This is a genomic window from Actinoplanes philippinensis, assembly GCF_900113015.1.
GTDB lineage: Bacteria > Actinomycetota > Actinomycetes > Mycobacteriales > Micromonosporaceae > Actinoplanes > Actinoplanes philippinensis.
In genome coordinates, this window is sequence record NZ_FONV01000016.1 from 1 (window position 1) to 25,540 (window position 25,540).

Here is a 25,540-nt window from a genome sequence, read left to right on the forward strand (position 1 = left end):
CCCGAAGAGGTCACCGCCGCGGCAGCGGCGAGCCTTCCATCAGCACAAAGCTAAACAAAATCAAGAAACTGTCTCAGTTGACTTGACAGGTTCCGTGGCCCGACGGCGCCGAGAACCGGTGACGCACCGGACGACGATGCGTCAGCTGCCGCGGCACGCGACGACCGTAGGCGGTGTGAGAGGGGCGGGCAGGTAAGTACCCGCGCCGGTGAACCGGCGTGGCCGACGGCGGCCGCCGTGGACGCGACGTGCTGTCAGGCGGCTCGACGAGCGCGACGGCGGGCGTGGACGAAGGTGACGTCAGCACGCGCGTCGCCCCACCACCCCCACGGCACGATGGTCATGTACTTGCCGATCCCTGCGAAGACCGGCCCCGCGTCGGCATCGCGGCCGCTACGCGCCAGCCCGTACGCCAGAAAATTCGCGTCGTCCAGCCAGGCGCCGTGCCGGGGCGCGCCTCGACGAAACCAGCGAGACAGCGCACTGTCGAGGTCCGCCTGCATGGCCGAGTCCTGTCGCCACCGCTCGCCGATCTCGTCGGCGGAGCCCTTCGGGGAGATGCGCTCCTCCTCCCACAGCGCCCACTCGGCGGCAGCGCGGACCGGCAGCACGTGCAGCGGCGACCCGGCCGGCGCCGCGGCAGCCACGGAACGGGCGAAATCGAACATCTCCTCGTGAGAGCCACTCCACTTGCGGCAGAGGAAGGTCAGCTTGAGGACATGTCCTCCGTGATGCCAGGGGTCACGGTAGGTCAGTTGCCGCCAGGTCTCCTCGACGGCGTCGCGTGGTGCGCTGTGGCCGATCTGCATCTGCAGCCGGTTGACCCACGGCGTGGGGTCGGCGGGTGCCAGTTGAGTGGCCAGGTCGTTCACCTGCTCAGCCAAGTGCAGCAGCCGGTGGAACTCGGCCCACTGCTCCGGGCGGACGCTGCTGGCCCAGCCACTGCCGCGGACCTCCCAGGCTCGCGCGATCAGCGACCGGGCGCGGACGAGCTGGGCATCCGGGTCGGTGGGGCAGCGTGCCGCCCACCGGTCGGTCCAGTGACCGGCGGTGTCGGCCCGGCCGGTCGTGCGGTCGATCGGAGACTCGAACCCGCCGGTGGTCCCCTCCGCCAGCACCTGAACGTACCGGTTGCGTCGGTCGTGGTCGTCTCGGGTCCGGGCGAGGGCCTGCCGGGCCGGCTCGTCGAAGCCCTGGCGCGCCTGCTTGCACGCCTGGCGCAGTGCGGTGTCGTCCTGTGCCTCAGCGGTGTCGATCTGGTTGGTCAGGACACGCCACACGGTGGAGATCACGATCGACGATCATAGCGTCGAACTCGCGTTCACCTCATCACGAGGACTGTCGTTCTCCGCGCCACGTCGAGGGGCGGCCGATCCGGCCGGGACCGCCCCGTTGTTTTTCGAGTCAGACCGCCGGGAGGACGTCGGCGATCATGATGCCTGGAGTTGTTTTTTCGCTGGAAACTACGGCTGGTCCCCTATGCCGCGATCCGATCGCGCTGAGTCAGAACAACGCGATCTGCCCTGGCATTGGTTCGTGTGGGCAGGGCGAGGGCGGCACTGTCCTTGGAGGTTCCGGGATTCTCGGATGCGCTGCTTCTTCAGCTTCCTCGAGCCAGGCCAGCATCGGACGCAGGTGGTCACCTCGCCCATTGAGCGGCCGATAGCCAAAGTCTGCGGCTGCAGCTTGCAGTGCTCGTAAGAGCGTGTCGTCGACAGAAGGTAGTCCGAGGGCCCCGCGCAGGAGATCACGATTGGTGTCGAGGTCCGGCTGGTTGTCGCGGATCTCCTCGTCGGCGCGATCAAGGAACGTGCGCAAGTCCCGACCATCGTTCTGCTCAGCAGGAAACGTGGTGGCGTCGTGCAGGCTGGAGACCCCGACGACAAGGGCCAGCGCATCCCGGAGACTTCCTGCGACCAGGCCGCCTTCGCCCTCGGAGCCGACGTAGAGCACCGGCCGTGCATCTCCTGTACCGACCAGAAGGAAGCATCCGCCGGTACTGTCGCCGGCGACCGCCTCCAACGGCTCACCGCTCGCCAGCGTCACCGGCTCAATCGTTCCGTCTGCGGCTCGGGCCACTTCAAAGTCAAACAAGGTAAGCAAGTCGGAGATCCACGGAGTGCTGTGAATCGTGTCGAGCAGCCTTCGGTCTGTCACGGCATCTTGGTATCAGGTCACGGTAAATCTGCTGATCAACGCGCTCATCGAATAGCTGTCCGCGCTTGAACCAGTGAGCCGCGAGCGATCCAAGAAACGGCCATCAGTCCCTACCCCGGGCGAAGCCTTCGCCGTGGCTGAGGACGCCAGCGACCTCGCCGCCGTCCGCGACAGGCCCCGCACAAGGCGGCCGGCGGCCGAACCCGGTCCGATCAGCCAGACGGGGCCAAGGCTCGATCAACCCCGCAGGAGTCATGGCTCGATCAGCCCTGCCCGGATCGCGTACCGGGTCAGTTCGAGACGGTCGCGGAGGCCCAGCTTCTGCAACAGGTTCGAACGATGCCTCTCCACCGTCTTGACGCTGATCACCAGGAGGTCGGCGATCTCCTTGGACGAGTGACCTTCGGCGACCAGTTTGAGCACCTCCTCTTCTCGGTCGGTGATGGCACGGCCGGAAGCTGGGTCCTCTCCGTCGGCGACGCGCTCCAGATAGTTGCGGATCAGGGCGTTGACGGCGCCCGGATAGAGGAACGGCTCACCCCGGACCGCGGCCCGGCACGCCTCGACCAGGTCTCGGTCGGCGACGGATTTGAGCACGTAACCGGATGCGCCGGCCTTGAGCGCCTCGAAGAAGTACTGCTCGTTGTCATACATGGTCAGGATCAGGATGCGCATGTCGGGCAGGAGCCGAGACAGCTCACGGGCCGCCTGCAAGCCGGTGAGCCGTGGCATCGCGATGTCGAGAATCGCCAGGTCCGGCCGCTCCGCTCGGGCCTGGGTAATGGCCTCGGCGCCGTCGGAGGCTTCAGCGACCACGGTCAGGTCGGGTTCGCTGTCGAGAATGAGCCGGACCCCACGCCGGACCAGAGCATGATCGTCGGCGAGCAGGATACGAGCGGGGTCACGGTCAGTCATGGTGTTCCTTTCCGCCGAGCGGCACTCGTAACAGGACCTCGGTGCCCCGGCCCGGGGCCGGACCGACGGTGAGGTCGGCTCCGATCAGCAAGGCCCGTTCGCGCATGCCCCGCAACCCGGCGCCTTCAGGGGCTCCACCTACGCCCCGGCCGTCGTCCCGGATACGCAGCTCAACCGCTCCCGAGCAGGCCGCCTGCTCGGTGGCTGCCGACGCCGGCGGCCGGCTGCCGCTGTGGGGTGGCGCGCCGGGGACATGAGTGAGGCTGAGGGAGACCTGTCGTGCCCCGGCGTGGCGGGCCGTGTTGGTCAGTGACTCCTGAGCCACCCGGTAGAGCACGAGCTCTGTCTCCTTTCCCAGGTCGGGCAGGTCGCCGTCGATGGTGCGGCGCACGGTCAGCCCGGCCGTCGAGAACTCACCGGCCAGCGACTTCAGCGCGCTGGCCAGGCCCAGCTCCTTGAGGACGCCCGGACGTAGCCGGCGGGCGATCCGTCGGATCTCGTCGAGCCCGTTACGGACGGTCTCCTGAACCTGCCGCACCTCGCCGGACACCGGCTCGGGCGCATGGTCGGCAACGCGTTTCAGCTCCAGCAGCACCGCGGTGAGGGTCTGCCCCACCTCGTCGTGCAGCTCCTGGGCGATCCGTTGGCGCTCCGCCTCCTGCGCCGACAGCGCGCGGGCGGCGCTGGTGGCACGCTCGGCTTCGAGCCGGTCGAGCATCGTGTTGAAGCTGCGGATCAGATCGGCGATGCCGGTACGGCCGCTGACGGCGAGCCGATGGCCGGGGCGGAGCAGATCGACAGTGCTCATGGTGCGGGTGAGCCGGTCGAGGGGCGCCAGTCCGACCCGTAGCAGGCCCGCGTTGACGACGAGCATCACAACGAGCACACCGGTGAGGATCATCGCCTCGGTGACCAGCACCGGTGTCGACACCGTGAACGGGCCGACCATGAGCAGCGTGAACGCCGCCGTCACGACCACCGCGTTGAGCAGGAAGATCCGCCAGAACAGGGACAACCGCTGTGGCCTCCTCGCCGGTCTTTCCTCCACTTTCGCACCCATCCGCCGGTTGCCCGGCCAAGTCACGGCCCGATCCAGCCGACCCTGCCGGGCAGCTGGAGAAGATGACCGGCCCAGCGTGCCCAATCCGCGTACGGGTCGTCCATACGGGCAGCCACCCATTAAAGGTTCGGTTATCCGAACACCGAATGGGTGGCAGCCCGCACCTCGAATGGAGAGCTGCCCCGATGGTCAGTCACGGCCCCACTGGCTTGGATGGAGGACATGCAGAAACGAGCAGGAGGTGCCGCGATGACGCTGGAACGGATCGGTCTGCCCGGGGTCGGCGTGTCCCACCTGCTCACCACGCGGGACGGGGAGCGGCTCGCCGTCATCGTGCGCCCGGACGGGTGCCGTGACCTGGCGATCTATGACCCGGCCGACCCGGACCGGGTGGCCGGCACGGTGCTGTTGTGCGCCGACGAGGCGCACCTGGTGGCCGATGTCCTGCACACGACCGTCGTTCTCGATCACGTCGGCGGGCCGGCTCCCGCCGCGGGCGATGTCGGGACGGGCGAGGCGCTGGCGGTCCGCCTCAGAGTGCCTGCCGGTTCGGTCTGTGCGGACCGGCCGCTCGCCACTTCCCACGGCGCCGAGGTCGTCGCCGTGATCCGCGGGGCCCGGGTGCTCCCCCACCCCGGCCCCTCGCTGACGCTGCGGGCCGGCGATGTGCTGCTGGCGGTCGGCAGCGCATCCGCGCTTGCTCGGCTGCACGACCTGATGGTGGCGCCGTGCTGATCCTGCTGGCCGCCCATCTGGTCGCCGCGGTGCTGGCCCCGATGCTGGTTCGCGTCCTGGGTCCGCGGGCGTTCTACCTGCTGGCCGCGGCGCCGCTGGCCGCTTTCGGCTGGGCGGTGACGCATCGTGAGGGCGAGTGGATCCACCCGTGGGTGCCGGATCTCGGGCTCAGCCTGGCGTTCCGGGTCGACACCCTGTCCTGGCTGCTGATGCTGCTGGTCGGTGGGGTGGGCGCTCTGGTGCTCGCCTACTGCGCTCGCTATTTCGCACCGGGCACACCGGGCCTGGGCCGGTTCGCGGCGGTGTTCGTCGGGTTCGCGGGGGCGATGCTGGGCCTGGTGGCCAGCGACGATCTGCTGCTGATGTATGTGTTCTGGGAGCTGACGACCGTCTTCTCCTATCTGTTGATCGGGCACAGTGGGACGGCTCGGCCCAACCGGCGTGCCGCGCTGCAGGCTCTGATCGTCACGACTGCGGGTGGTCTGGCGATGCTGGTCGGCATCGTGATCCTCGGTCGGCACGCGGGCGGTTACCGCTGGTCGCAGGTGGCGGCGGCGTTGCCGGACGGCCCTGTGCTGACGGTCGCGGTGGTGCTGATCCTGTGCGGGGCGCTGTCCAAATCGGCGATCTTCCCGGTCAGTTTCTGGCTGCCCGCCGCGATGGCCGCGCCGACACCGGTCAGTGCCTACCTCCATGCGGCGGCGATGGTGAAGGCGGGCGTGTTCCTGGTCGCCGGGTTCGCGCCGATGATTGCCGTGGCGGGCGGGCCGGCGGCATCGGTCTGGCGGTTCCTCGCTGTCGGCCTGGGGCTGGTCACGATGCTCGTGGGTGGCTGGGCGGCCCTCTTCCAAGACGATCTCAAACTGCTTCTGGCGTACGGGACGGTCAGTCAACTGGGTCTGCTGACGGCGGTGCTCGGTTTCGGGACAGCGGGAACGGCTCTCGCCGGTGTGGCCATGCTGCTCGCGCATGCCCTGTTCAAAGCGGCCCTGTTCCTGGTCGTCGGCATCGTCGACAAGACCACCGGCACCCGGGATCTGCGCCGGCTCCAGGGCCTGGGCCGTCGAGCGCCTGTGCTGGCGACCATTGCTGTCGCGGCCGCGGCCTCGATGGCGGGCCTGCCCCCGGCGATCGGGTTCGTGGGCAAGGAGGCGGTCTTCGGTGCTCTGCTCGGCGCGGGGGCGGCCGGCTGGGTGACTTTGGCGGGCGTGGTTGCCGGTTCGATGCTGACCGTCGCTTACACGGCCCGGTTCCTCTGGGGCGCCTTTGCCACCAAGAGCGTCACCGTCGGCTCGGCGGACACGGCGAGCGTCCGGGCTCGCGAGAGCGTTCTTGGTCCACGCGACCACCCGGCTCAGGACAACCACGGGGTTGGGGACAACCGGAGTCCGGGCAACGGTGGCGGGCCGGGTGACGGTGCTGGTCCAGGCGCGGGCTCGGGGACGAGCAGTCCAGCGCTCAAGGGCGGCGGCGTCGAGGGCGGCCCTGCACGAGATGCTGCCGGCTCCCTGCGTGAGGCCGGGGTGGTGCCGGTTGTCGCGGTCACTCCGACGGTTCCCGCGCCGGCTGGGTCGCTGCTGGTCGCGCCGGCGGTGCTGGCGTTCGCCGGGGTGCTGGCGGGGTGTCTTGCCGGGGTGGTCGAGGGCGTGCTTTCGCCGTACCACCGTGGGTTTGAGGATGCCGGAGGTGTCGCCCACCTGGCGCTGTGGCATGGGCTCGGTGTGCCGCTCGCCCTGTCCTTGCTGGCCCTGGCCGGCGGGCTGGCGCTGTTCCGGTGGCTGCCGGCGTGGAAAGCGGGGCCCGGCCTGGGCGGCGGCGTCTACGAGCGGGTGATGACCGGGATGGACCGGCTCGCCGTCGAGGTCACGGGCGCGACACAACGGGGCTCGCTGCCGTTCTACCTGGCGGTGATCCTGGTCGTGCTGATCGCGACGGCAGGGCCGGCGTTGGTGGCGGGGTGGCCGGGGCGGACGGAGTTCCGGTTGTGGGACACGCCGCTGCACCTGGTGCCGGTGGCGGTGTCGATCGTCGCGGCGGTGTTCGCGGTGCCGGCTAGGAGGCGTCTGACCGCGGTGATCCTCGTCGGTGTGACCGGGTATGCGAACGCCGGGGTGTTCCTGTTGCACGGCGCTCCCGACCTGGCGCTCACCCAGTTCCTGGTGGAGACGGTCACGCTGGTCATGGTGGTGCTGGTGCTGCGGCGGCTGCCGAGTCACTTCTCGCAACGGCCGGGGCCGTGGCGACGGCGGGTCCGGGTCGGCATCGGTGTCGCGGTGGGCACGGTGATGGCCGGTGCGGGTTTTCTGGCGATGTCGGCGCGACAGGCGCTGCCGGTGTCGGTGGCCTATCCGGAGATGGCTGTGCCCTACGGCGGCGGGCACAACATCGTCAACGTGATCCTGGTCGACATCCGGGCCTGGGACACGATGGGCGAGGTCGCGGTGCTCGTCGCGGTGGCGACCGGGGTGGCGAGCCTGATCTTCCGGCAGGCGCAGCGACTGAGCCGGCGCGGGCCGGTGGAGAGCCCGTCCGAGCCGCCACGCGACGAGCCGGTATGGCTGATGGCCGGGCACACCGTGGAGGCCGGGCGCCGGTCGACCATGCTCGAGGTCGTCACCCGGCTGCTGTTCCACGTCATCGTGCTGCTGTCGGTGTATCTGCTGTTCACGGGCCATGACACGCCGGGGGGTGGCTTCACCGGCGGGCTCGTCGCGGGGCTGGCGCTGATCGTGCGCTATCTGGCCGGTGGGCGGTATGAGCTGGCGGCGGCCGCACCCGTGGACGCCGGGGCGGTGCTCGGCGCCGGACTTCTCATCGCGGTCGGCAGCGGCGCCGCCGCGCTGGTCGCCGGCGGGCAGGTGCTGCAGAGCGCGGTGCTCGACCTGCATCTGCCGGTGGTCGGCGACCTGCACCTGGTCACGTCCACGGTGTTCGACATCGGCGTGTATCTGATCGTGGTCGGGCTGGTGCTGGACGTGCTGCGCAGCCTGGGTGCCGAGGTCGACCGGCACGCGCTGGCCCGCTCGGCGGATCACGACGTCGAGCAGGGGACGGAACACGAGAGACGGCCTCAGGAGGAGCTGGTATGAGACCGAGCATCGTGCTGCTGGTCGCGGTGGGCGTGCTGTTCGCCGCCGGGACGACACTGCTGCTGGAACGCACTCTGACCCGGGTTCTGCTCGGGGTCATGCTGCTGGGCAACGGGGCGAACCTGCTGGTGCTCGCGGCCGCGGAGCCCGGCTCGCCGCCGATCGTCGGGACCGCCGACCAGGCGGAGATGACCGACCCGCTGCCCCAGGCGATGATCCTCACCGCGATCGTGATCACGCTGGGGATGACCGCGTTCCTGCTGGCGCTCGCCTACCGCAGCTGGCGCCTGAGCGGGCACGACGAGGTGCAGGACGACGCCGAGGACCGTCGGGTCCGGGAGCTTGCCGAACGGGACGAGGGCTCGGACGCCGAGGACCTGGACACCGACGAGGCCGAGACCGCGGAGGTACGTACGTGACCTGGCTCGTGCCACTCCCGGTGATCATGCCGCTGCTCGGGGCGGCGACGACATTGCTGATGTTCCGGCGACCCCGGGTGCAGCGGGCGATCAGTGTGAGCGTGCTGACCGCCACCCTCGTCGTGTCGACTTTCCTGCTGGTGCTCTCCGCCGACGGGCCGCTGGTCGTTGCGGTCGGTGGCTGGCCCGTACCACTGGGGATCGTGCTCGTCGCCGACCAGCTCGCCGCTCTGATGCTGGTCGTCTCCGCCGCGGTGACGCTGTGCGTGCTGCTCTACTCGATCGGGCAGGGCGGCGCGGACGGCGACGAGGAGCATCCGCTGTCGGTCTACCACCCGACGTATCTCATCCTCACTGCCGGCGTGACCAACGCGTTCCTCTCCGGCGACCTGTTCAACCTGTACGTAGGTTTCGAGATCCTGCTGGCGGCCAGCTACGTGCTGATCACACTCGGCGGGACGGAGAACCGGATTCGCGCGGGGACGACCTATGTCGTGGTGAGTCTGTTGTCGTCGGTCATCTTCCTGGCCGCGATCGGGCTCATCTACTCGGCCACCGGGACGCTCAACATGGCGCAACTGGTCGGACGGCTCGACGCGCTGCCCGACGGTGTGCGCATGGTGCTGCAGGGGATGCTGCTGCTCGCCTTCGGTATCAAGGCGGCGATCTTCCCGCTGTCGGCGTGGCTGCCGGACAGCTATCCGACCGCTCCCGCTCCCGTCACCGCGGTCTTCGCCGGGCTGCTCACCAAGGTCGGGGTGTACGCGATCATCCGTACCGAGACGCTGCTCTTCCCCGGTGGCCGGGTCGCCGACCTGCTGATGGTCGCGGCGCTGTCCACGATGCTGGTCGGCATTCTCGGCGCGGTCGCGCAGTCCGACCTGAAACGGCTGCTGTCGTTCACACTGGTCAGCCACATCGGGTACCTGCTGTTCGGGGTGGGGCTCGCATCGCGGGCCGGCATCGCGGCGGCGGTCTTCTACACGCTGCACCACATCGTCGTGCAGACGACGTTGTTCCTGGTCGCGGGGCTGATCGAGCGGCGGGGCGGCAGCACGGCGCTGGACCGGCTGGGCGGGCTGGCCCGTACCGCCCCGGTGCTGGCCATCCTGTTCTTCCTGCCCGCGCTCAACCTGGCTGGGATTCCACCGTTCTCCGGGTTCCTCGGCAAGCTGGGGCTCATCCGGGCCGGGGCCGATGACGGCGCCGTGCTGCCCTGGTTGCTCGTCGGCGGTTCCGCGCTGACCAGCCTGCTCACCCTGTACGCCCTGGCCCGGGTGTGGAACCTGGCGTTCTGGCGGTCACCGGCGACTCCGGACGCGGCCCCGCTCCGGTCGCCGCGCCTGATGGTCACACCGACCGCGGCGCTGGTCGTCGCCGGAGTGATGATCACCCTCGTGGCCGGGCCGCTGTACTCGCTCACCGACACGGTCGCCGAGGATCTGCTCGCGCGGACCCCCTACGTCGAGGCGGTGCTGCCGTGATGGTCCGTGGCCGGGACCGGCTTCTCGCGATCGTCGCCCTCACCGTCGTGTGGATGCTGCTGTGGGGTGTGTTCTCCTGGGTCACCCTCCTCGGTGGGCTGCTGGTGTCGATGCTGGTGCTGACGGTGTTCCCGCTGCCGCCGGTCACCTTCGCCGGGCGGCTGCGGCCGGGCGGCCTGCTCCGGGTCGCGATCCGATTCCTGACCGACCTGGTGGTGGCCAGTTCTCAGCTCGCGTGGACGGCGTTCGGCGGGCGGCGGGTGCCGCACAGCGCGGTCCTGGCGGTACGGCTCTCCGTGCGCTCCGACCTGCACCTGACCCTCTGTGCGGAAGCGGTGTCGCTGGTGCCCGGGAGTTTGATCGTCGACATGGACAGGGCCGCGGGGATCCTCTACGTCCACGTCTTCGACGTCACCGGGCCGGCGGACATCGACCAGTTCCGGCGCGACGTGCGCGACCTCGAGGAACGCATCGTCCGGGCGGTCGGCTCCGACGCCGAGATCAAGCTGATCAACGAGGCCGCAACGGCCGGATCGACATCGACCGTAGGAGGATCGAGATGATCGTCGTCGCCGCCATCGCCGCAGTTTTCCTAGCCGCTGCGGCCGGTATGGCCCTCGGCCGGATCATTCGGGGGCCGTCGACGCTGGACCGGATCGTGGGCACCGACGTGCTCCTGGCGATCACCGTGTGCGCGACCGCCACCGAAGCCGCCTACAGCCGCGATGCCACCGGGCTGCCGATCCTGCTCGGGCTGTCGTTGCTCGGCGCTGCAGGGTCGGTCGCGGTGGCGCGGTTCGCCGATCCGGTCGCCCGGCCGTCTCCGGCGGTTTCACCATCCCTGCCTGGTCGCGGTGGTGCGGGGGCCGCGGGTTCGATGGGCGCCCTGTCGGGTGCAGAGTCGCCGGGCAACGACCATCCGGCGCCTGCGGATCCGACCGGTCACCAGGAGTCGACTGGCCGGGCGCGAGGGCCGGTCTCAACGCGGCGATCGAGGGAGGCCCGGGAATGACTGTCACTGCTGTGCTCGACGTCGTTGCGGGGGTGTGTCTCCTCGGAGGGGCGCTGTTGAGTCTCGCGGCGGGCGTCGGGCTGTTGCGGTTTCCTGATCTACTGTCCCGGATGCATGCGGCCACCAAGCCTCAGGTGCTCGGCCTGCTGTTGATCCTGGCCGGCACGGCGATCCGGCTCGGCACGGCTGTCGACATCACCACATTGGTGCTGGTAGGGGCGTTCCAGCTGGTCACCGCTCCGGTCGCGGCACACATGGTGGGGCGGACCGCATACCGGGCGGGCCTGTTCCGGCGAGACCTGCTGCTCACCGACGAACTCGCCGCCGACCGCCGAAACCCATGATGCACCGCTCGGATCTGTCTGACCGAGCTGGCCGACCGGGCTGGCCGACCGAGCTGTGGTTGGTCTCAGTTAAGGCCGGGCTGAGGTGGGTGTGGTTGAGGGGCAAGGCGCGACGCGGGTGCCCGGTCAGGGAGGAGCGAGGGGAACCAGGTCGGGCGCTGACAAGGAAGGAGGACGCAGCCGAGGCGGCGGGTCACCGGAAAGCGGCGAGTCAGCCGGACGGCCAGGGCGCTGGCGAACTACGAGCCGAGTTGATTGAGGTTCGGCCCGACCGCACGAGAGCCGGAGAGCCAGCACCGGAACCGGGCGCCAGACGCTGGGGGCCAGACACCGGGGCGCCAGGCACTGGGGCGCCAGGCACTGGGGGCCAGACACCGGGGGCGCCAGGCGCCGGAAGCCAGGCGCCAGGCGCGGGACACCGGGCACCGCGAACCGCGCTGAGCCGAAGCAGAGCGCGCCTGAGCGGGGCGGCAGGACCAAGGCGAGCAAGAACAGGCAGGCCAGGCCTCGATGGTGCCGGTGACGCGAAGCCCTGGCTGCCGGCGAACTCCGTCGGCGGGATCTTTGGGACGAGCAAAAGGTGCCGCTCGGCTGTGGTTTCAGGGCAGGCGGCCGACTGCGGTGGCGTAGTAGAGGGAGGACTCGAGGTGGAAGGCGATCTGGCGGACCGACCAGGCTTCGCCGTCGCGGTGGTCCAGTTCGGCGGTGGTCAGTTTGGTGAGGCGTAGTTCGAAGATCTGGGCCAGGCGGGCCAGGCGGCTGCGGGCCTCGTCGAGGTCTTCGGGTGTGAACGGCGCCAGGTCGGCGGCTGTGGTGCTTGCTGAGGCATGCCAATGATCGGGGATCGTCGGGACACCGGCGACTCGGGCCTCTATCTCGGCCAGATGGTCGATCAAGTGGTCGGTGACACGTCGTATGGCTTTGTGTGGGGTGTAGACGCGGTCATCGATCGGGATCGGCTCGCCGGCCCACGCGGTCCAGGTCGCCGCCAAGTCGAGGACCTGGGCGATCATGCCGGTAACCACGGAAGCAGGGTCGCGATCATCGGTTACGGGAACATCGGACATCAGGGCCGCCCAAGGGTTCGTCGACTATCGGTCGGCGGGGAGGATACCGGCACCCTCTGACATTTCGGCGCATGGGCGGGCCGGAGCGGACGGTGGATGCGGAGCCGGGCGTGACCGACCACGCCCAGCTTCGCTACGGGGGCGGAGGGGACTACTTTTTCAGGCGGCGGCTTCCGGCGTGCCAGTCCTCGACCTTGCCCGTCTGCTCGGCCGTCACTCCGAAGGACGGGAGCTGTGGCTGTTCGCGCAAGCTGCGCTTCAGCTCGGCGAAACCGCCGAAACTCGCGAGGCCGACCACGTGATCCCACAGTTCGGTGGCCTGGTCCTCGTCCGGCAGGCGGCTGATCACCGGGCCGAAGAAGGCCACGCCCGCCGGTGGTTCGAAATGGATGATCGGTGTGCCTACGTCACGGCCGGTCAGGGACAGCGCCTCGTCCGACTCGGCCTGGATCTCCGCGTCGCGGGCGGTGTCGTCGAGGTGGTCGGCCAACTCCGGGGGCAGGCCGGCCGCGGTGAGGGCGTCGGCGGCCAGTTCGGTAGTGCCCTGCCAGCCGGGCGCCCGGCTCTCGTCGGGGGCGGTCTCCAGGATGCGGGCGCCGAACGCGGCGTACAGCGGGCCGACCGCCGCACGCCCGTGCTTCTCCCGGACCGCCGAGGCGACCCGCAGCAGACGCAGCCCGGCCTTGTGCTGGGCCTCGTACTCGGGCGGGAAGTGGGTGTCGTAGTCGAGGTGCGCGTTGATCAGCCGCAGCGAGATGAACCGCCAGTCGACCGTGTAGTCACGCCGGCCCTGCACGATGCGGATCCACTTGCTCGTCATCCAGGCGAACGGGCAGATCGGATCGAAGTAGAAGTTGATGTCGGCTTGTCCCATGTGAATGAGCTTTCCACTCGTCGTCGGCCGACGCAGGGCTACCGGCGGGGCGGGAACGCTTGCTCCCCGGGAGAGGACCGGCAGTTGCACCGGCGGCGTCAAGAGGACGATCGCCGAGAGCGACAGCGGGGCGAGGGCCGAAGCCGGTCGGCAGCGCGCGGCCGACACGACCGCCCGGACCTGTCCCCGGGTTCCACGTTGTCACCGTCGGCAGGTTCCAGGTTGCCGCCATCCCCAGGTTCCAGGTTGCCGCCGTCGGCGACCGTGCCATGTCGGCGTGGTTGCCGGCCGCCCGCATCGGCGCCGGTTGGAGCGCGGTGGCCGCTCCCCCGGCGGAGCGGCCCTCGGCCGCGATCGTGACGTAGGCGAGCACGGCGACGGTCAGCGCGACAGCTGAGCCGGCGAATAGCCCGGCGCCGATGACGAGCCGCCGGTGGTGCCGGTCGACGAGGATGCCGGCGAGCCGGATCCCGACGATCGGGGCGACGCCGAAGCCGGCCGGACGGCTCGCCGATCACGGTCTGCGGCCGGACCGCGGGTGTGGTCACCGGCGTGCAGTCCGGCGCCCTGGCCGACCACCGTGCCGTCTGTCGGGCGCGGCCGGCCGGGGACCTGTCCCCGGCCGGGACCGGCCTGACCCGCCGTGACGGTGACCACCGCATTCAGCCCGGCGGCCGCGTTTCGGCCCGGGGCGCCGCGATGGCCGCGGGGACAGCCACGGGAGCGTCCGGTGGGCCGTACCAAAGGAAACCCTGAGGGGTCGCCATCCGCGCCCCGCACTCCGCCGGGGGCAGCGGTTTCGCCATGAAGTAACCCTGACCGTACCGGTAGCCCATGTCCCGGAGCCGCTCCAGCTGGGCCTGGCTCTCGATGCCCTCGGCGACGGCCTTGAGCTGCAGATATTCCACCAGTTGCGCAACCGCGGCCGCGACCGCGAGACGGCCCCGGTCGGTGCCGTCGGCTATCCCGTCGACGAAGGACTTGTCCAGTTTGAGGACGTCGACCGGGACGGCGCGCAGCAGGCTCAGCGAGGACTGGCCGGTGCCGAAGTCGTCGAGGGCGAGGCGTACGCCCATCGCGTGCAGGGCTTCGAGGGCCTCGGTGACCTGCGGGCCGTCGGCCACCGACGACTCCGTCACCTCGATGATCAGGTGGCGCGGCTGGAGTCCGGTGTCGCTGAGGACGGCCGCGACCTCGTCGACGAAACCGCTCTCCCGGAGCTGACGGACCGCCACGTTGACGTTGACCGCCTCGACCGCGTCCGCGCCCAGCGTGGCGCGCCACTGGGCGAGCTGGCCGCACGCCTCGCGCAGCACCCAGGCGCCGAGCGGGACGATGAGCCCGGAGCGTTCGGCGACCGGGATGAAGTCGGCGGGCGAGACGAAGCCGCGTTCCGGGTGCTGCCAGCGGACCAGCGCCTCACAGCCGTGCATCCGGCCGTTGACCAGGTCGTACACGGGCTGGTAGAGCAGTCGCAACTGGCCGCCGACGATGGCGTCGTGGAGTTCACCGGCGAGACGGGCGTGGGCGGTCATGTCCTGGCGCATGCGCGGCTCGAACCGTACCCAGGAGGCCTTTCCCGACTCCTTCGCCGCGTAGAGGGCGATGTCGGCGTTGCGCAGCACCTCGTCGGCGGTCTCGCCGGGCTCGGCGACGGCGATCCCGACGCTGGCGTGCAGGAGGAACTGCTGCGTGCCGGCGCCGGCCTGCGGGGCCGCGGCGTGCACCGGCCGGCCCACGGTGCCCTGCAGGCGGGTGGCGGCGGCCTGCGGGGCGGCGGCGTGCACCGGCCGGCCCACGGTGCCCTGCAGGCGGGTGGCGGCGGCCTCGGCGGCGGACGGCTCGCCGGTGGGCAGCAGCACCGCGAACTCGTCGCCGCCGAGCCGGGCCACGCATTCGTCGTCGGCGGCGCCGTCGCGCAGACGCTCGGCGACCTGGCGCAGCAGCTGGTCGGCGGCGGCCGGGCCGAGGGTGTCGTTGACCTCCTTGAAGTCGTCGATGTCGAGGAACATGGCGGTCGACGGCTGCCCGGCGTCGAGGCGTTCGGTGAGTTCGACGAGGAAGCCGGTGCGGTTGGCGAGGCCGGTGAGGTTGTCGGTGAGGGCGAGGCGTTCCAGCTCGGCCTGCTGGCGGCGGATGCCCCGGAGCGCGCGGTTGTTCTCGCGGAGGCTGAGCAGCTGCCGGATCACGATGATCGTGGCGATCAGGACGGCGCCGATGATCACCGCGCGGCCACGGAGGTCGAGGTCACGGGCGGAGACGATGATGACGAGGACACCGGTGACGGCGACCGACAGGAACTGCAGCGGGTCGGCGAACGACCAGCGGAGGTGTTTCGGCGCCACGTCGAGGACCCGGCCCTGCCGGTAGGCGGCCAGCGTCATGCCGAGCCCGACCAGCGGATAGCCGAGATAGGTCACCAGGGTGTCGCTCAGGTCGTTGCCGACGAGGAACGCCAGCACCGTCACGAGGCCGACGACGGGCTCGAACGCCAGGATGCCGAGCGCGAGCGGGTCGACGCGGCCGGTGGGGCTCATCGCGGCCCGGCTGAAGATCACCAGGCCGAGAAGGCAGCAGATGCCGACCACACCGGCGCCGGTCCGGGTGGCGAGCGGGGTGCCGTCGGGGACGGTACGCAGCACGACGTACCCGAAGAAGACGGTGCCGGCGACGATCACGGCGGTCCCGTCGAGCAGCAGCCGCGCCCAGTCGAGCCGGGTCCGGGAGGTGATCGGCACGTGCCGGAACGCGATCATCGCGAGGACCAGGCTGACCACGTTCGACGCGGCCTCGTTGGGCGGCATGTCGGCGTCGCCGCGGATCGCCGCGACGGTGGCGGCCAGGGTGCTGACCAGCAGGGCGGCCGCCGAACCGGCCCACAGCCGCCAGAACGCGGAGACCCGGCGGTCGGTGGCGAGGCGGCTGACCCGGTGGCAGGCGGCGGTGGCGCACGCGGCGATCACGGTGCCGCCGGCGTTGCCGAGGAGCACGCCGCCCGGGTCGCGCCGGGCCAGCCAGGCGAGCACGGCCGCCAGGGCGGTCCAGGCGATGATCAGGGGTACGGTCAGCGCCCGGTCCCGTGGTGGCGGACCCGGGGCGGCGTCGGATCCTCGCATTGTCGGCCTCTCGCCCGTCAGCACCTTCCGGGACCCAGATCGGCGGGAAACGGGCCTGGCTGAGCCGATGCCGTCACTCCTGGGGAGGCGTCGGGGCGGGGGTGCGGGTGGCGGTGACGATGTCGGCGCTCAGCCGGGTCAGCAGGGTGGCCAGGCCGAGCGCGAGGACGCCGAACAGCCCGATCCGCAGCGGCTCGGTGTCGTCGAGGAACCCGCCGAGCACCCCCATCGACGCCGCGATCCCGGCGATCAGCGTGGTCGCGACGACGAGCGAGTAGATCCGCACCCGCGGCTTGGTCCAGAACAGCACGCCGGCACGATCCTGCCTGGTCAGGCGCAGGAGATACTGCGAGTCCCACATCAGGGACAGCACGAGGACCCCGAGCACCTGGCTGAGGGTCGTGTAGAAGTCGTCATGCACCCCGCCATGCTATGCGCCGCGCCGTCCACACTGGACTGTTCTTCCGGTTGTCAACGGGGCGTCGATCGGCCCCGGCGAGCATCGGCCGATGAACTGCGGGCGGTCCGGCGGGGGCCGGCACCGGCGATGCCGGTGGTGGCACGACCCGGTGGTGGCGCGGTGCGTCGCCCAGCTGACGATCTCCGGCGCGGCGGTGACGCTCGGGCTGATCGCGCTGGCCGGCCTGTGGTCCCCGGTGTTCTGCCTGGCCTGCTGGATCACGCTGGCCGCGGCGGTGGAGGCCGCCGGGGCGGGGCCGGTGCGCTGGGCGGCGCTGCCGTTCGCGATCACGGCGGCGCTCGGCGCGGCCGCCGCCGGCGCCCGGATGGCGACGATCCTGATCGGCGCGGCCGGCGTCGTCCACGGCCTGGTCGCCGCGGTCACGGTCCGTTCTCCGGCTTCGGGGGTACGCCCGGAGCGTCACCCGGCCAGTGCGGCCCCCGCGTCATCGGCGAGAGCGCGGGCCCCGGTCTCGGCCAGCTCCCGGTCGGCGGCCTGCACCACGACCCGGCTGAGGATGTCGCCTCTGGCCAGCAGCAACGTGCAGCGGCCGGCGCTGTGCTCGGACTCCTCGCAGTAGAGCAGCTGCCGGTCGGCGCCCGTGACGGCGGGCAGCACGACCCGATGGACGTCGTGGTATCCGGTCCCGCCGTCGGTGTACCGCTCGCAGCCGAGCCGCCCGTCGGCCTGGGTGATCGCCTCGGCCGCGGTGATCCGCCCGTACGCCCCGGCGAACTGCCGGATCTCGCCGCCGGTCTCCACGTCGAAGTCGCGCTCCCGCCAGACCCGCTCCTGCCCGTAGGCCGCCACGAGCGCGCCGAACCCGGGCCCGTTGCCGCACAGGTGCGCGGCCACGTCCTCGGTGGCGACGGGCTCGGGGGTGACCGGGGCGAGCCAGTCGACGGCGTCGCGCCCGAGCATCGCCCGGTCGACCCGGCCGGGCGCCTCGGACCGCAGTGATCCGCCCGTCTGCCGCAGCGGGGTGTCGGTGGCGTCCACGCAGTCGGAGTGCCGCCGGATCTCCTCGGGGCCGGCCAGGTCGGCCATGTCGCCGAGCGGCCGGGTCAGGTAGCGGACCTGCCGCGGGTCGGCGCCGGCCGGGTAGGCGGGAACCGCGGCCAGCAGCAGGCTGATCGATTTCTCGACGCTCCCGCCGTACCCGTCGGTGTAGACGGCGGTGGCGCGGAAGTCGCGGGGCGGCCCGCCGTCGCCGGCCCGGACGGTGACCCGCCGGAACGGCCCGTCGTCGCCGAGGGTCACGAACTCCGCCGGCCGGCCGGACGGGTCCGCCGGGCCGGCGGCGGCCCACCAGTCGCCGGCCGTGGCCACCGGGCCGCCGACCCGCACCGCGGACAGCGCGTCGCCGGGGCAGACCGGCGCGAAGAGGTGGTAGTCGTCGCCGATCCGGGCGACACCGATCCGATACTCGGCGGGCGCGGCGGACGCGCCCGGGCATCCGGCGAGCAGCAGCCCGGCGAGCACCGGGACCAGCAGCGACCACGTTCTCCGCACGACACCCCCGCATCGCCGACCAGGATGGACGGTCCAGCGTAACCAAGGCGCCGCCGGTCAGCCGGCGGCGAACAGCGGGGTGCTCAGGTAACGCTCGCCGGTGTCCGGGAGAACGACCACGATGGTCTTGCCAACGTTCTCGGCGCGCCACGCCAGCTCCCGGGCGGCGTGCAGGGCGGCGCCGCTGGACACCCCGGCGAGAATCCCCTCGGTACGGGCCAGCTGCCGGCCCGCCTCGCGTGCCTGCTCCACGTCGACCCGGAACACCTCGTCGTAGATGGTCGGGTCGAGCACCTCCGGCACGAACCCGGCCCCGATGCCCTGGATGCCGTGCGGGCTCGACGCGCCACCGGACAGCACCGGCGACTCGTCCGGCTCGACCGCGTACACCCGCAGGTCGGGCTGCTTCTCCTTGAGGATCTGGCCGACACCGGTGAGGGTACCGCCGGTGCCGACCCCGCCGACGAACAGGTCGACCTGGCCGTCGGTGTCGTTCCAGATCTCCAGCGCGGTGGTGCGGCGGTGCACGTCCGGGTTCGCCGGGTTGTCGAACTGCATCGGCAGCCAGGCGCGCTGTTCCTCGGCGATCTCCAGCGCCTTCGCCACGGCGCCCTTCATGCCCTCGGCTGCGGGGGTCAGCACCAGCTTCGCCCCGTACGCCAGGAGCAGCGCCCGCCGCTCCGCGCTCATGCTGTCCGGCATCGTCAGGGTGAGGCGGTAGCCCCGGGCGGCCGCCACCAGGGCCAGGCCGATGCCGGTGTTGCCGCTGGTGGCCTCGACGATCGCCGATCCGGGCCGCAGCTCCTCGGTGGCCTCGGCGGCCTCGATCATGGCGAGGGCGATCCGGTCCTTGACGCTGCCGCCGGGGTTCGCCGACTCGAGCTTGGCGATCAGTTTCGCCGGCAGGCCGGGCTCGAAACGGGTCAGCCGCACCATCGGGGTCCGGCCGATCAGCTCGGTGACGTCGTTGTAGATCATGTCCTCGCTCCTGAGTTGATGCCGGGGTTCGGTGTTGATGGAACAGTCTCCGCGGCGGGGGCGCGCACCCGGGCCCCCGCCGGAATGTCCGCCACGACCAGCGCGAGAGCGCCGATCTCGGCGTCGTCGCCGATGCTGACCGGCCCGAGGACGGTGGCGCCCACCCCGAGGGTGACCCGATCTCCCACCTGCGGGTGACGGCGGCTGCCCTTGGGATCGCGCCGCCAGCCCCGCCCGCCGAGGGTCACCTGGTGGTACATGGTGACGTCGTCGCCGATGCGGGCCGTCTCGCCGATCACCACCCCGGCGCCGTGGTCGATGAAGAGCCGCCGGCCGATCACCGCGCCCGGATGGATCTCGATGCCGGTGAGGAACCGCATCACCTGTGACAGCAGGCGCGGCAGGAACGGGAGGCGGGCCCGGTGCAGCAGGTGGGCGGCCCGGTGGCCCCAGAGCGCCCAGAGACCGGGGTAGAGCAGCACCTCGGCCACCTTGACGCCGTACAGAGCGGGGTCGCGCCGGCAGTAGGCGCGGAGGTCTTCCAGCACGGAACTTGTCCTCGAGGAGCGGGAGCGGGGTGCGGGCCCCACGGTGGCACACGCGGGGATCCGCCGGGCCGGCGGCGGGTGTCAGTCGCGGAGGCTGGGACAGCGCTCGTCGAAGACGCGGCGCACGTGCGGGCCCGCCATCGGCACGGCGAACCGGTAACCGGCCATCCGCCGCGGGGCGTCCCACTCACTCATGACGGCAAGGCTAGCCGATCATCGCCGGGCCGTTCAGGGGCCGAAGGTCCCTGTCGCACCGGCTGTGGTGCACCTAGCGTCGGGGACGTGAGCACGCCGGGGATCGCTGACCGAAAAGTGACGAGGGCCCGCCGCCGGCAGTACGTCCCGCCGCAGCACGGCGCGTGGGCGATGCTGCTGCTGCCCTACCTGGCCGGGCTGCTGCTCTCCGGGTTCGCGTGGCCGGCCGTCCCGCTGCTGGGGGCGTGGATCGCCGGATATCTGCTGTCGTACTACCTGCTCCAGGCGGTCAAGACCCGGCGGCCGGCCCGGTTCGGTCCGCAGATCGGCCGGTACGCGCCGGTCACCGTGGTCCTGGCCGTGCCGGTCGTGGCGGCCCGTCCCGCGTTGCTGTGGTTCGCTCCCGCCTACGCCGTCCTGCTGGCCGTCAACGTCTGGTACGCGTGGCGGCGGCGCGAGCGTGCCCTGCTCAACGATCTCGCGTCGGTGGTGCAGAGCTGCCTGATGGTGCCGGTCGTCGCGGTGGTCGCCGGGTCCGCCCCGCGCTGGCAGCCGTTCCTGATCGTGCTGCTCTACTTCACCGGCACGGTCCTGTTCGTGAAGACCATGATCCGTGAGCGCGGCTCCGTGGCGTACCGCCGGGCCTCGATCGTGTATCACCTGGCCGCGCTCGCCGTGGCGACGCTGATCGACGCCGTCGCCGCGGTGGTCTTCGCCGGTCTGCTGTGCCGTGCCTGGCTTCTGCCGGGCCGCCCGCTGACGCCGAGGCAGGTCGGCTTCGTGGAGATCGGCGCGAGTGTCCTGGTGCTGGCCGCGGCGGTGCTAGCCGATTAGCGCGCGGACCCCGTTCATGTAGAGCTGCCGGTCGACGTTGCCGAGCAGGATCCGCTGCAGGATGTAGCCCTGGACCAGCCCGAAGAACGCCGCTCCGATCCCGGCCGGGTCGGCGTCCGGCGGGATCTGCCCGGTCTCCTGGGCGCGCTCGGCGGTGCGCACGGCCCGGTCCCGGACCCGGCCGTAGATCTCGGCGACCAGGGCGCCGACCTCCGGATCGTGCACCGCCTCGCCCCACACCTGCACGGCGATGCGGATCGTGCCGTCCTCGACAGCGGCGTCGTCGATCAGCTCCAGCAGCCGCTCCAGGATCTCCGGGACCGACGGCATCGGGTCGAGCAGGAGCAGCCCGTCGAGCACCCCGGTGACCGCGGTGATCTTCTCCCCCGCGATCGCCGTGATCAGCTCGTTCTTGCTCTTGAAATACCGGTAGAACGCGCCGACCGACAGCCCCGCCTCCTTGATGACGTCCTGCATGGACGTCTGATGGAACCCGTTTCTGACGAAACACCGCGCCGCGGCGTCGAGAATCTGCTGACGGCGGGCGGCGAGGTGGGCTTCGGAGACGCGGGGCACCCCAAAACCTTAATCATTGGCGTACGGCCACCCGGAGAACCGTGGCCACCGCGCGGCACAGGCCGGCCGTTCCGCCGGCAAAGGCGCCTCACGGGCGTAGCGGCCCCGCACCGGAGTACCAGGTCGAGTCCGCGGCGACGACGAATCCGAGCGACTCGTAGAGCGGCCGGCCCAGCCGGGACGCGGTGAGGGTGAACGGCAGGTCCGGGAGGGCCGTCAGCGAACCGACCATGACCGCCCGGCCGACGCCGCGGGACCGGAAGCCGGGCGGCGTGCCGACCCAGTAGTGGCTGCCCAGACCCTCGTCGACCATCGTCACGCAGGCGCCGCCGATCACGCCGTCGAGACGGGCGGCGAACACGTCCACGCCCGGCTGTTCCAGCAGCGCCGCCGGGAACATCTCGCCGGCCCGGTACGGCTCGAAACGGGTGAGGTCGAAACCGGCGATCAACGCCAGCTCGGCCGCCCGCAGGTCCGGCTCGTCGCGCACCCGGACGACCTCCATCAGCGGTGGCTCGACCGGGCCGGGCGGCCGGAGCATCACCGGCATCTGCCAGCTCCGCAGTTCGAGGGCGCTCAGGTCGGTGGCGCTGAACGGGTCCTCCAGGTTCACCGGGCCGGGCGCACGGCGTACCAGATCGATGATCTCGGCGGTGTCCGTGGCCGGCTCCTGGATCAGGATCCGCAGCCCGGCCCGCTCGTCGCCGTTCACGGCGAGGAAGCCGGGGCGGCGGATGACCTCATGGCCGCGGGAGCGGCCGGTCGCCGCCCAGAAGGCCGCGGAGTTGCGGGCCTGTCGCAGCGGCGCGTCGGCGAGCGTCGTCATGGGCACGATCATTCCTTGTATGTGAATAGAACACGTTCTAGTGTCGGGGGTGTATCGGGACCGGAGGAGGCAGGCGATGACCTCGGTGGTGCTGACCGCCCGTGACCTGGCCCGGCGTTCGCAGGCCGCGGCCGGCGCGAAGGACCGGGAGACCTGGCTCGGACTCTTCGCCGACGACGCGGTGGTGGAGGACCCGATCGGCCCGTCACCGCTCTGCCCCGGCGGGGCGGGCCATCACGGCGCGGAGGCGATCGCCGGCTTCTACGACACCGTGATCGGCCAGGTCGAGGCGATGCGGTTCGTGATCGAGCGGTCCTACCTGTGCGGGGACGAGGTGGCCGACGTCGGCGCCATCCACCTGACCATGCCGGGCGGCCACACCGTCGAGGTGCACGGCGTCTTCACCTACCGCAGCGACGGCGCCGGCCGGCTCGCCGCCCTCCGCGCGTACTGGGAGTTCGACAGCGTGATGGGCGCTCAGTCGAGGTAGACGGCGGCCAGTCGGGGAAACCGGGCGCGGATCTCGTCGTCGTCCTCGTAGTCGAAGTCGTCCCCGGTCAGCGTGAACGCGAACGTGTCCGCCGGCAGCTCCCGGCGGGCCGCGTCGACGGCGGCGTGGAAGTCCTCGTCACCGGCGAAGGCGGCCCGCCCGACGCTGAGCATGTCCTCCCCCTCGAGGAAGTCGTCGTCCGGATCGATGCCCAGCTCGGCCAGCGTGTCCGGGTTCTCCAGCGCCCGCTCCCACACCGTGCGGCCCTGCGCGACAAGCCAGCCCCGGAAGTAGTCGAAGGCGTCGTCGGAGCAGCCGCCCTTCATCAGGTAGGCGGCCGCCCACAGGGTTCCGTCGTAGGATCGGGCGGCCAGCAGGTCGTACCGAAGGTCGAAGGCCACCGCGGTGTCCGGTCCCGACGCGGCGAGCCGCTGCCCGACTCGGGTGGCGACCTCCTCCGCGCCCTCGCCGGTGCGGGTGTCGCCGACGCCGGAGCGGGCATCCTCGACGACCGCCCAGAACTCGTCCTCGTCCATGATCGCCACGTCCGCGATACTACGATGGGGCCGCCCGCGAATTCGGAGGTCCGTTGAAGCTCTTGCTCACGTCGGGTGGCGTCACCAACCCCGCCATCCACGCGGCGCTCGTGGACCTGCTCGGCAAGCCGATCAGCGAGTGCCGCGCCCTCGCCATCCCGACCGCCCAGTGGGGCCACCCGATGTGCGGTCCCGCGTCGGTCCGCGACTTCGTCGCCGCCACCCCCAGGCCCGGCCGCAAGTACATGTCCGGCCTGGACTGGGCGTCGCTCGGGGTCCTCGAGCTCACCGCGCTGCCCAGCATCGGCGCGAAGCGCTGGATCCCCTGGGTCCGCGAGGCCGACGTGCTCCTCGCCGACGGCGGCGACGCCACCTACCTGTGCCACTGGATGCGCGAGTCCGGCCTGGCCGGCCTGCTGCCCACCCTCGCCGACAAGGTCTGGGTCGGCGTGAGCGCCGGGAGCATGGTGATGACCCCGCGGATCGGCGACTACTTCGTCGAGTGGCCGTCCGCCCCCGACGACCGCACGCTGGGAGTCGTCGACTTCGCGATCTTCCCTCACCTGAATCTCTTCCCCACCAACACGATGGCCGACGCCGAGCGCTGGGCCGCCGGCCTCGGCATCCCGGCCTACGCCATCGACGAGGAGACAGCCATCCGGGTCGCCGGCGACTCCGTCGAGGTGATCTCCGAGGGCGAGTGGAGACGTTTCGGATGACGGCGATCCGTCCGTGACCGGCGCCGGCGCGTGAGGCCGCGGTGAAGTACGTGTCCAGGGCGCCCGGCCCGCCGCTGGACGGACTGATCGACGACCTCTACTACCTTGAGGGCGTCCCGCCGTACCCCCGGTTGATCCTGCCGGCCGCGCCCGCGCCCCTGCTCATCGTCAACCTCGGGGCGCCGTTTCGCATCCGCGCGGGAACCGATGCCGACGCCGTGGAGTACCCGGACGGCTGCGCGGTCGTCACGCCCACCCGCGCCTGGGAGTTCGGCTACCCCACCCCGACCCGGTCGGTCGGCGCCCATGTCAAGCCGTGGGGTCTGGCGCCGCTTCTTCCGGTGCCCGCGGCCGAGCTGTGCGACCGGCCCGCGACGGTGGAGCAGATCTGGGGCCGGACCGCTGCCGATGACCTGCGGCAGCGGCTGGCCTCGGCGCCCACGCCGCACGAGATGCTGACGGTCCTGGAGGAGGAACTCGTGCGACGGCTGCGGGTGGTCGACGGTCTCGACCTGGTCCGCGAGGTGAGCAGTGCCGTCGCGGCGACCGGCGGGACCGTGCCGATCGGCGGCATCGGTGCGGCGGCCCACGTCAGCAGCACGTATGTGGCGAAGCGGTTCAAGGCGGTGGTCGGTGTCACGCCGAAACGGCTGGCGCGCGGCTACCGCTTCAGCTCCACCGTGCTGGCGCTCGACGTCACCGCGCCGATCGACTGGGCCGAGGTCGCCGCCGGCGCGGGCTACTTCGACCAGGCCCACTTCGTGCGTGAGTTCCGGGAGTTCACCGGGCTCACGCCGACCCGGTACACCGAGGTGCGGCGGCGGTTCCTGCGTGACCATCCCGGCCACGTCCTGGCCGGCTGGCCGCTTCCGGCCGATTGATTTTCTACAAGAACGACAGCCCATCCCCCACCAGACTCGGAGCCGGCGAACAGAGGGGGAACACGTGGGAAAAGTGGTCATGAACGCGTCGGTCTCGGTGGACGGTTTCATCGCGGCCGGCAACGACGATCCCGGCCCGATCTTCGAGTGGCTGGTCAGCGGTGACGTGCCGCTGGACGGCAGCGGCGTGCTGAAGGTGTCGCAGGCCTCGTTCGACCACATCCGGCCGTACTGGGACGAGATCGGCGTGACCGTCTGCGGCCGGCGCTCCTTCGACATCACCGACGGCTGGGACGGCACGCCGCCGAGCGGGATCGACCACGTGGTCGTGGTGAGCCACCGGGGCGCCCCCGAGGGCTGGGACCCGAAGGCCCCGTTCCACTTCGCCGACGGCATCGACGCGGCCGTGGCCACGGCGCGGGAGCTCGCCGGTGACCGCACGATCGAGTTCGCCGCCGGCGACGTCGGCGGCCAGGCTCTCGCCGCGGGCTGGATCGACGAGGTACGCATGGACGTCACCCCGGTCGTGCTCGGCTCCGGCAGACGCTACTTCGGCTCGGTGGACGCCCAGCACCTGCTGGACGGCCCGGACGTGATCGTTGCGGGCAACCGGGTGCTGCACCTGCGCTACCGGGTGCGCCGCTGACCGAGGCCCGCATCACAGGGCCGGCCGCTGTGCCGGGCCTGGCGAAGGCTCAACCGGCCGTGGGCCG

At 71.3% G+C, this 25,540-nt stretch carries 26 protein-coding genes; 12 read left to right on the forward strand and 14 right to left on the reverse strand.

Features of this window, described 5'->3' with window-relative positions:
• Positions 1-254: 254 nt before the first annotated feature.
• The 4 genes from BM290_RS36155 to BM290_RS36165 form a co-directional block, all read right to left on the reverse strand.
• A complete protein-coding gene (locus BM290_RS36155) occupies positions 255-1,292 on the reverse strand; it encodes a DUF4034 domain-containing protein (RefSeq protein WP_093620459.1) in 1,038 nt (345 codons plus the stop codon).
• Positions 1,293-1,503: 211 nt separating this feature from the next.
• Positions 1,504-2,157, reverse strand: coding sequence for a hypothetical protein (locus tag BM290_RS47665; protein WP_143134046.1), 654 nt, complete (start codon positions 2,155-2,157; stop codon positions 1,504-1,506).
• 252 nt (positions 2,158-2,409) lie between these two features.
• Positions 2,410-3,072, reverse strand: coding sequence for a response regulator (locus BM290_RS36160; protein WP_093620460.1), 663 nt, complete (start codon positions 3,070-3,072; stop codon positions 2,410-2,412).
• Entirely contained in the window at positions 3,065-4,087 is a 1,023-nt protein-coding gene (locus BM290_RS36165) for a sensor histidine kinase (RefSeq protein WP_093620461.1), read from the reverse strand. Before BM290_RS36165 ends, BM290_RS36160 begins: the two co-directional genes overlap by 8 nt.
• A gap of 294 nt (positions 4,088-4,381) precedes the next feature.
• On the opposite strand from BM290_RS36165, the gene BM290_RS36170 reads away from it, so the two are divergent.
• The 7 genes from BM290_RS36170 to mnhG are packed head-to-tail and all read left to right on the forward strand — an operon-like array spanning position 4,382 to position 11,215.
• Positions 4,382-4,867: a cation:proton antiporter regulatory subunit gene (locus BM290_RS36170; RefSeq protein ID WP_177320039.1), complete on the forward strand. Its 486-nt coding sequence runs from the start codon at positions 4,382-4,384 to the stop codon at positions 4,865-4,867.
• Positions 4,861-7,956: a Na+/H+ antiporter subunit A gene (locus tag BM290_RS36175; RefSeq protein WP_093620463.1), complete on the forward strand. Its 3,096-nt coding sequence runs from the start codon at positions 4,861-4,863 to the stop codon at positions 7,954-7,956. The genes BM290_RS36170 and BM290_RS36175 overlap by 7 nt, the downstream gene beginning before the upstream one ends.
• Positions 7,953-8,375 (forward strand): Na(+)/H(+) antiporter subunit C, encoded by a 423-nt coding sequence (locus BM290_RS36180; protein WP_093620464.1) that lies wholly within the window; start codon positions 7,953-7,955, stop codon positions 8,373-8,375. Before BM290_RS36175 ends, BM290_RS36180 begins: the two co-directional genes overlap by 4 nt.
• A complete protein-coding gene (locus BM290_RS36185; RefSeq protein WP_093620465.1) occupies positions 8,372-9,859 on the forward strand; it encodes a Na+/H+ antiporter subunit D in 1,488 nt (495 codons plus the stop codon). The genes BM290_RS36180 and BM290_RS36185 overlap by 4 nt, the downstream gene beginning before the upstream one ends.
• On the forward strand, positions 9,859-10,422 hold the full coding sequence (locus BM290_RS36190; RefSeq protein ID WP_093620466.1) for a Na+/H+ antiporter subunit E: 564 nt from the start codon (positions 9,859-9,861) through the stop codon (positions 10,420-10,422). Before BM290_RS36185 ends, BM290_RS36190 begins: the two co-directional genes overlap by 1 nt.
• Positions 10,419-10,871 carry a monovalent cation/H+ antiporter complex subunit F gene (locus tag BM290_RS50975; RefSeq protein WP_093620467.1) on the forward strand — a complete coding sequence of 151 codons (453 nt, stop codon included), beginning with the start codon at positions 10,419-10,421 and terminating at the stop codon, positions 10,869-10,871. Before BM290_RS36190 ends, BM290_RS50975 begins: the two co-directional genes overlap by 4 nt.
• Complete coding sequence (gene mnhG / locus BM290_RS36200) at positions 10,868-11,215, forward strand: monovalent cation/H(+) antiporter subunit G (protein ID WP_093620468.1); 348 nt, start codon at positions 10,868-10,870, stop codon at positions 11,213-11,215. Before BM290_RS50975 ends, mnhG begins: the two co-directional genes overlap by 4 nt.
• A gap of 599 nt (positions 11,216-11,814) precedes the next feature.
• On the opposite strand, the gene BM290_RS36205 is transcribed toward mnhG, so the two are convergent.
• From BM290_RS36205 to epsC, 7 genes are all read right to left on the reverse strand, one after another.
• Positions 11,815-12,228, reverse strand: coding sequence for a hypothetical protein (locus tag BM290_RS36205; RefSeq protein ID WP_239143992.1), 414 nt, complete (start codon positions 12,226-12,228; stop codon positions 11,815-11,817).
• Positions 12,229-12,433: 205 nt separating this feature from the next.
• Complete coding sequence (locus tag BM290_RS36210) at positions 12,434-13,156, reverse strand: mycothiol-dependent nitroreductase Rv2466c family protein (protein WP_093620470.1); 723 nt, start codon at positions 13,154-13,156, stop codon at positions 12,434-12,436.
• Positions 13,157-13,818: 662 nt separating this feature from the next.
• Positions 13,819-16,272 (reverse strand): putative bifunctional diguanylate cyclase/phosphodiesterase, encoded by a 2,454-nt coding sequence (locus tag BM290_RS36215; protein ID WP_093620471.1) that lies wholly within the window; start codon positions 16,270-16,272, stop codon positions 13,819-13,821.
• A 73-nt stretch (positions 16,273-16,345) separates the two neighbouring features.
• A complete protein-coding gene (locus BM290_RS36220; protein ID WP_093620472.1) occupies positions 16,346-16,693 on the reverse strand; it encodes a hypothetical protein in 348 nt (115 codons plus the stop codon).
• Between the two features lie 459 nt (positions 16,694-17,152).
• Entirely contained in the window at positions 17,153-18,244 is a 1,092-nt protein-coding gene (locus tag BM290_RS36230) for a hypothetical protein (protein ID WP_093620474.1), read from the reverse strand.
• A 57-nt stretch (positions 18,245-18,301) separates the two neighbouring features.
• Positions 18,302-19,222: a cysteine synthase A gene (gene cysK, locus BM290_RS36235; protein ID WP_093620475.1), complete on the reverse strand. Its 921-nt coding sequence runs from the start codon at positions 19,220-19,222 to the stop codon at positions 18,302-18,304.
• Positions 19,219-19,770: a serine O-acetyltransferase EpsC gene (epsC, locus tag BM290_RS36240; RefSeq protein ID WP_093620476.1), complete on the reverse strand. Its 552-nt coding sequence runs from the start codon at positions 19,768-19,770 to the stop codon at positions 19,219-19,221. The genes cysK and epsC overlap by 4 nt, the downstream gene beginning before the upstream one ends.
• A gap of 282 nt (positions 19,771-20,052) precedes the next feature.
• Between epsC and BM290_RS36245 the strand changes: the two genes are divergently transcribed.
• Positions 20,053-20,799, forward strand: coding sequence for a YwiC-like family protein (locus tag BM290_RS36245; RefSeq protein ID WP_093620477.1), 747 nt, complete (start codon positions 20,053-20,055; stop codon positions 20,797-20,799).
• Here the strand turns inward: BM290_RS36245 and BM290_RS36250 are convergent.
• On the reverse strand, positions 20,788-21,375 hold the full coding sequence (locus BM290_RS36250) for a TetR/AcrR family transcriptional regulator (RefSeq protein WP_093620478.1): 588 nt from the start codon (positions 21,373-21,375) through the stop codon (positions 20,788-20,790). The genes BM290_RS36245 and BM290_RS36250 overlap by 12 nt on opposite strands.
• A gap of 88 nt (positions 21,376-21,463) precedes the next feature.
• Positions 21,464-22,201: a GNAT family N-acetyltransferase gene (locus BM290_RS36255; RefSeq protein ID WP_093620634.1), complete on the reverse strand. Its 738-nt coding sequence runs from the start codon at positions 22,199-22,201 to the stop codon at positions 21,464-21,466.
• A 76-nt stretch (positions 22,202-22,277) separates the two neighbouring features.
• Here BM290_RS36255 and BM290_RS36260 point away from each other — a divergent pair, with 76 nt between their 5' ends.
• On the forward strand, positions 22,278-22,691 hold the full coding sequence (locus BM290_RS36260) for a nuclear transport factor 2 family protein (RefSeq protein WP_177320040.1): 414 nt from the start codon (positions 22,278-22,280) through the stop codon (positions 22,689-22,691).
• Here the strand turns inward: BM290_RS36260 and BM290_RS36265 are convergent.
• Positions 22,679-23,227, reverse strand: coding sequence for a DUF4240 domain-containing protein (locus BM290_RS36265; protein ID WP_093620636.1), 549 nt, complete (start codon positions 23,225-23,227; stop codon positions 22,679-22,681). The two genes, BM290_RS36260 and BM290_RS36265, sit on opposite strands and share 13 nt — an antisense overlap.
• A gap of 53 nt (positions 23,228-23,280) precedes the next feature.
• On the opposite strand from BM290_RS36265, the gene BM290_RS36270 reads away from it, so the two are divergent.
• The 3 genes from BM290_RS36270 (at position 23,281) to BM290_RS36280 (ending at position 25,473) form a co-directional block, all read left to right on the forward strand.
• Positions 23,281-23,946 (forward strand): Type 1 glutamine amidotransferase-like domain-containing protein, encoded by a 666-nt coding sequence (locus BM290_RS36270; RefSeq protein WP_093620479.1) that lies wholly within the window; start codon positions 23,281-23,283, stop codon positions 23,944-23,946.
• Positions 23,947-23,996: 50 nt separating this feature from the next.
• Positions 23,997-24,827 (forward strand): AraC family transcriptional regulator, encoded by an 831-nt coding sequence (locus BM290_RS36275; protein WP_239143993.1) that lies wholly within the window; start codon positions 23,997-23,999, stop codon positions 24,825-24,827.
• A gap of 64 nt (positions 24,828-24,891) precedes the next feature.
• Entirely contained in the window at positions 24,892-25,473 is a 582-nt protein-coding gene (locus BM290_RS36280) for a dihydrofolate reductase family protein (protein WP_093620481.1), read from the forward strand.
• Positions 25,474-25,540 lie beyond the last annotated feature (67 nt).

What these genes read in the sequence shown, in the direction of transcription:
- BM290_RS36160 (WP_093620460.1), bottom strand. Translation starts at nt 3,072, where the DNA reads ATGACTGACCGTGACCCCGCTCGTATCCTGCTCGCCGACGATCATGCT.
- BM290_RS36170 (WP_177320039.1), top strand. Translation starts at nt 4,382, where the DNA reads ATGACGCTGGAACGGATCGGTCTGCCCGGGGTCGGCGTGTCCCACCTG.
- BM290_RS36180 (WP_093620464.1), top strand. Translation starts at nt 7,953, where the DNA reads ATGAGACCGAGCATCGTGCTGCTGGTCGCGGTGGGCGTGCTGTTCGCC.
- BM290_RS36190 (WP_093620466.1), top strand. Translation starts at nt 9,859, where the DNA reads ATGGTCCGTGGCCGGGACCGGCTTCTCGCGATCGTCGCCCTCACCGTC.
- BM290_RS50975 (WP_093620467.1), top strand. Translation starts at nt 10,419, where the DNA reads ATGATCGTCGTCGCCGCCATCGCCGCAGTTTTCCTAGCCGCTGCGGCC.
- mnhG (WP_093620468.1), top strand. Translation starts at nt 10,868, where the DNA reads ATGACTGTCACTGCTGTGCTCGACGTCGTTGCGGGGGTGTGTCTCCTC.
- BM290_RS36205 (WP_239143992.1), bottom strand. Translation starts at nt 12,228, where the DNA reads ATGATCGCCCAGGTCCTCGACTTGGCGGCGACCTGGACCGCGTGGGCC.
- BM290_RS36210 (WP_093620470.1), bottom strand. Translation starts at nt 13,156, where the DNA reads ATGGGACAAGCCGACATCAACTTCTACTTCGATCCGATCTGCCCGTTC.
- BM290_RS36215 (WP_093620471.1), bottom strand. Translation starts at nt 16,272, where the DNA reads ATGCGAGGATCCGACGCCGCCCCGGGTCCGCCACCACGGGACCGGGCG.
- cysK (WP_093620475.1), bottom strand. Translation starts at nt 19,222, where the DNA reads ATGATCTACAACGACGTCACCGAGCTGATCGGCCGGACCCCGATGGTG.
- BM290_RS36255 (WP_093620634.1), bottom strand. Translation starts at nt 22,201, where the DNA reads ATGACGACGCTCGCCGACGCGCCGCTGCGACAGGCCCGCAACTCCGCG.
- BM290_RS36260 (WP_177320040.1), top strand. Translation starts at nt 22,278, where the DNA reads ATGACCTCGGTGGTGCTGACCGCCCGTGACCTGGCCCGGCGTTCGCAG.
- BM290_RS36265 (WP_093620636.1), bottom strand. Translation starts at nt 23,227, where the DNA reads ATGGACGAGGACGAGTTCTGGGCGGTCGTCGAGGATGCCCGCTCCGGC.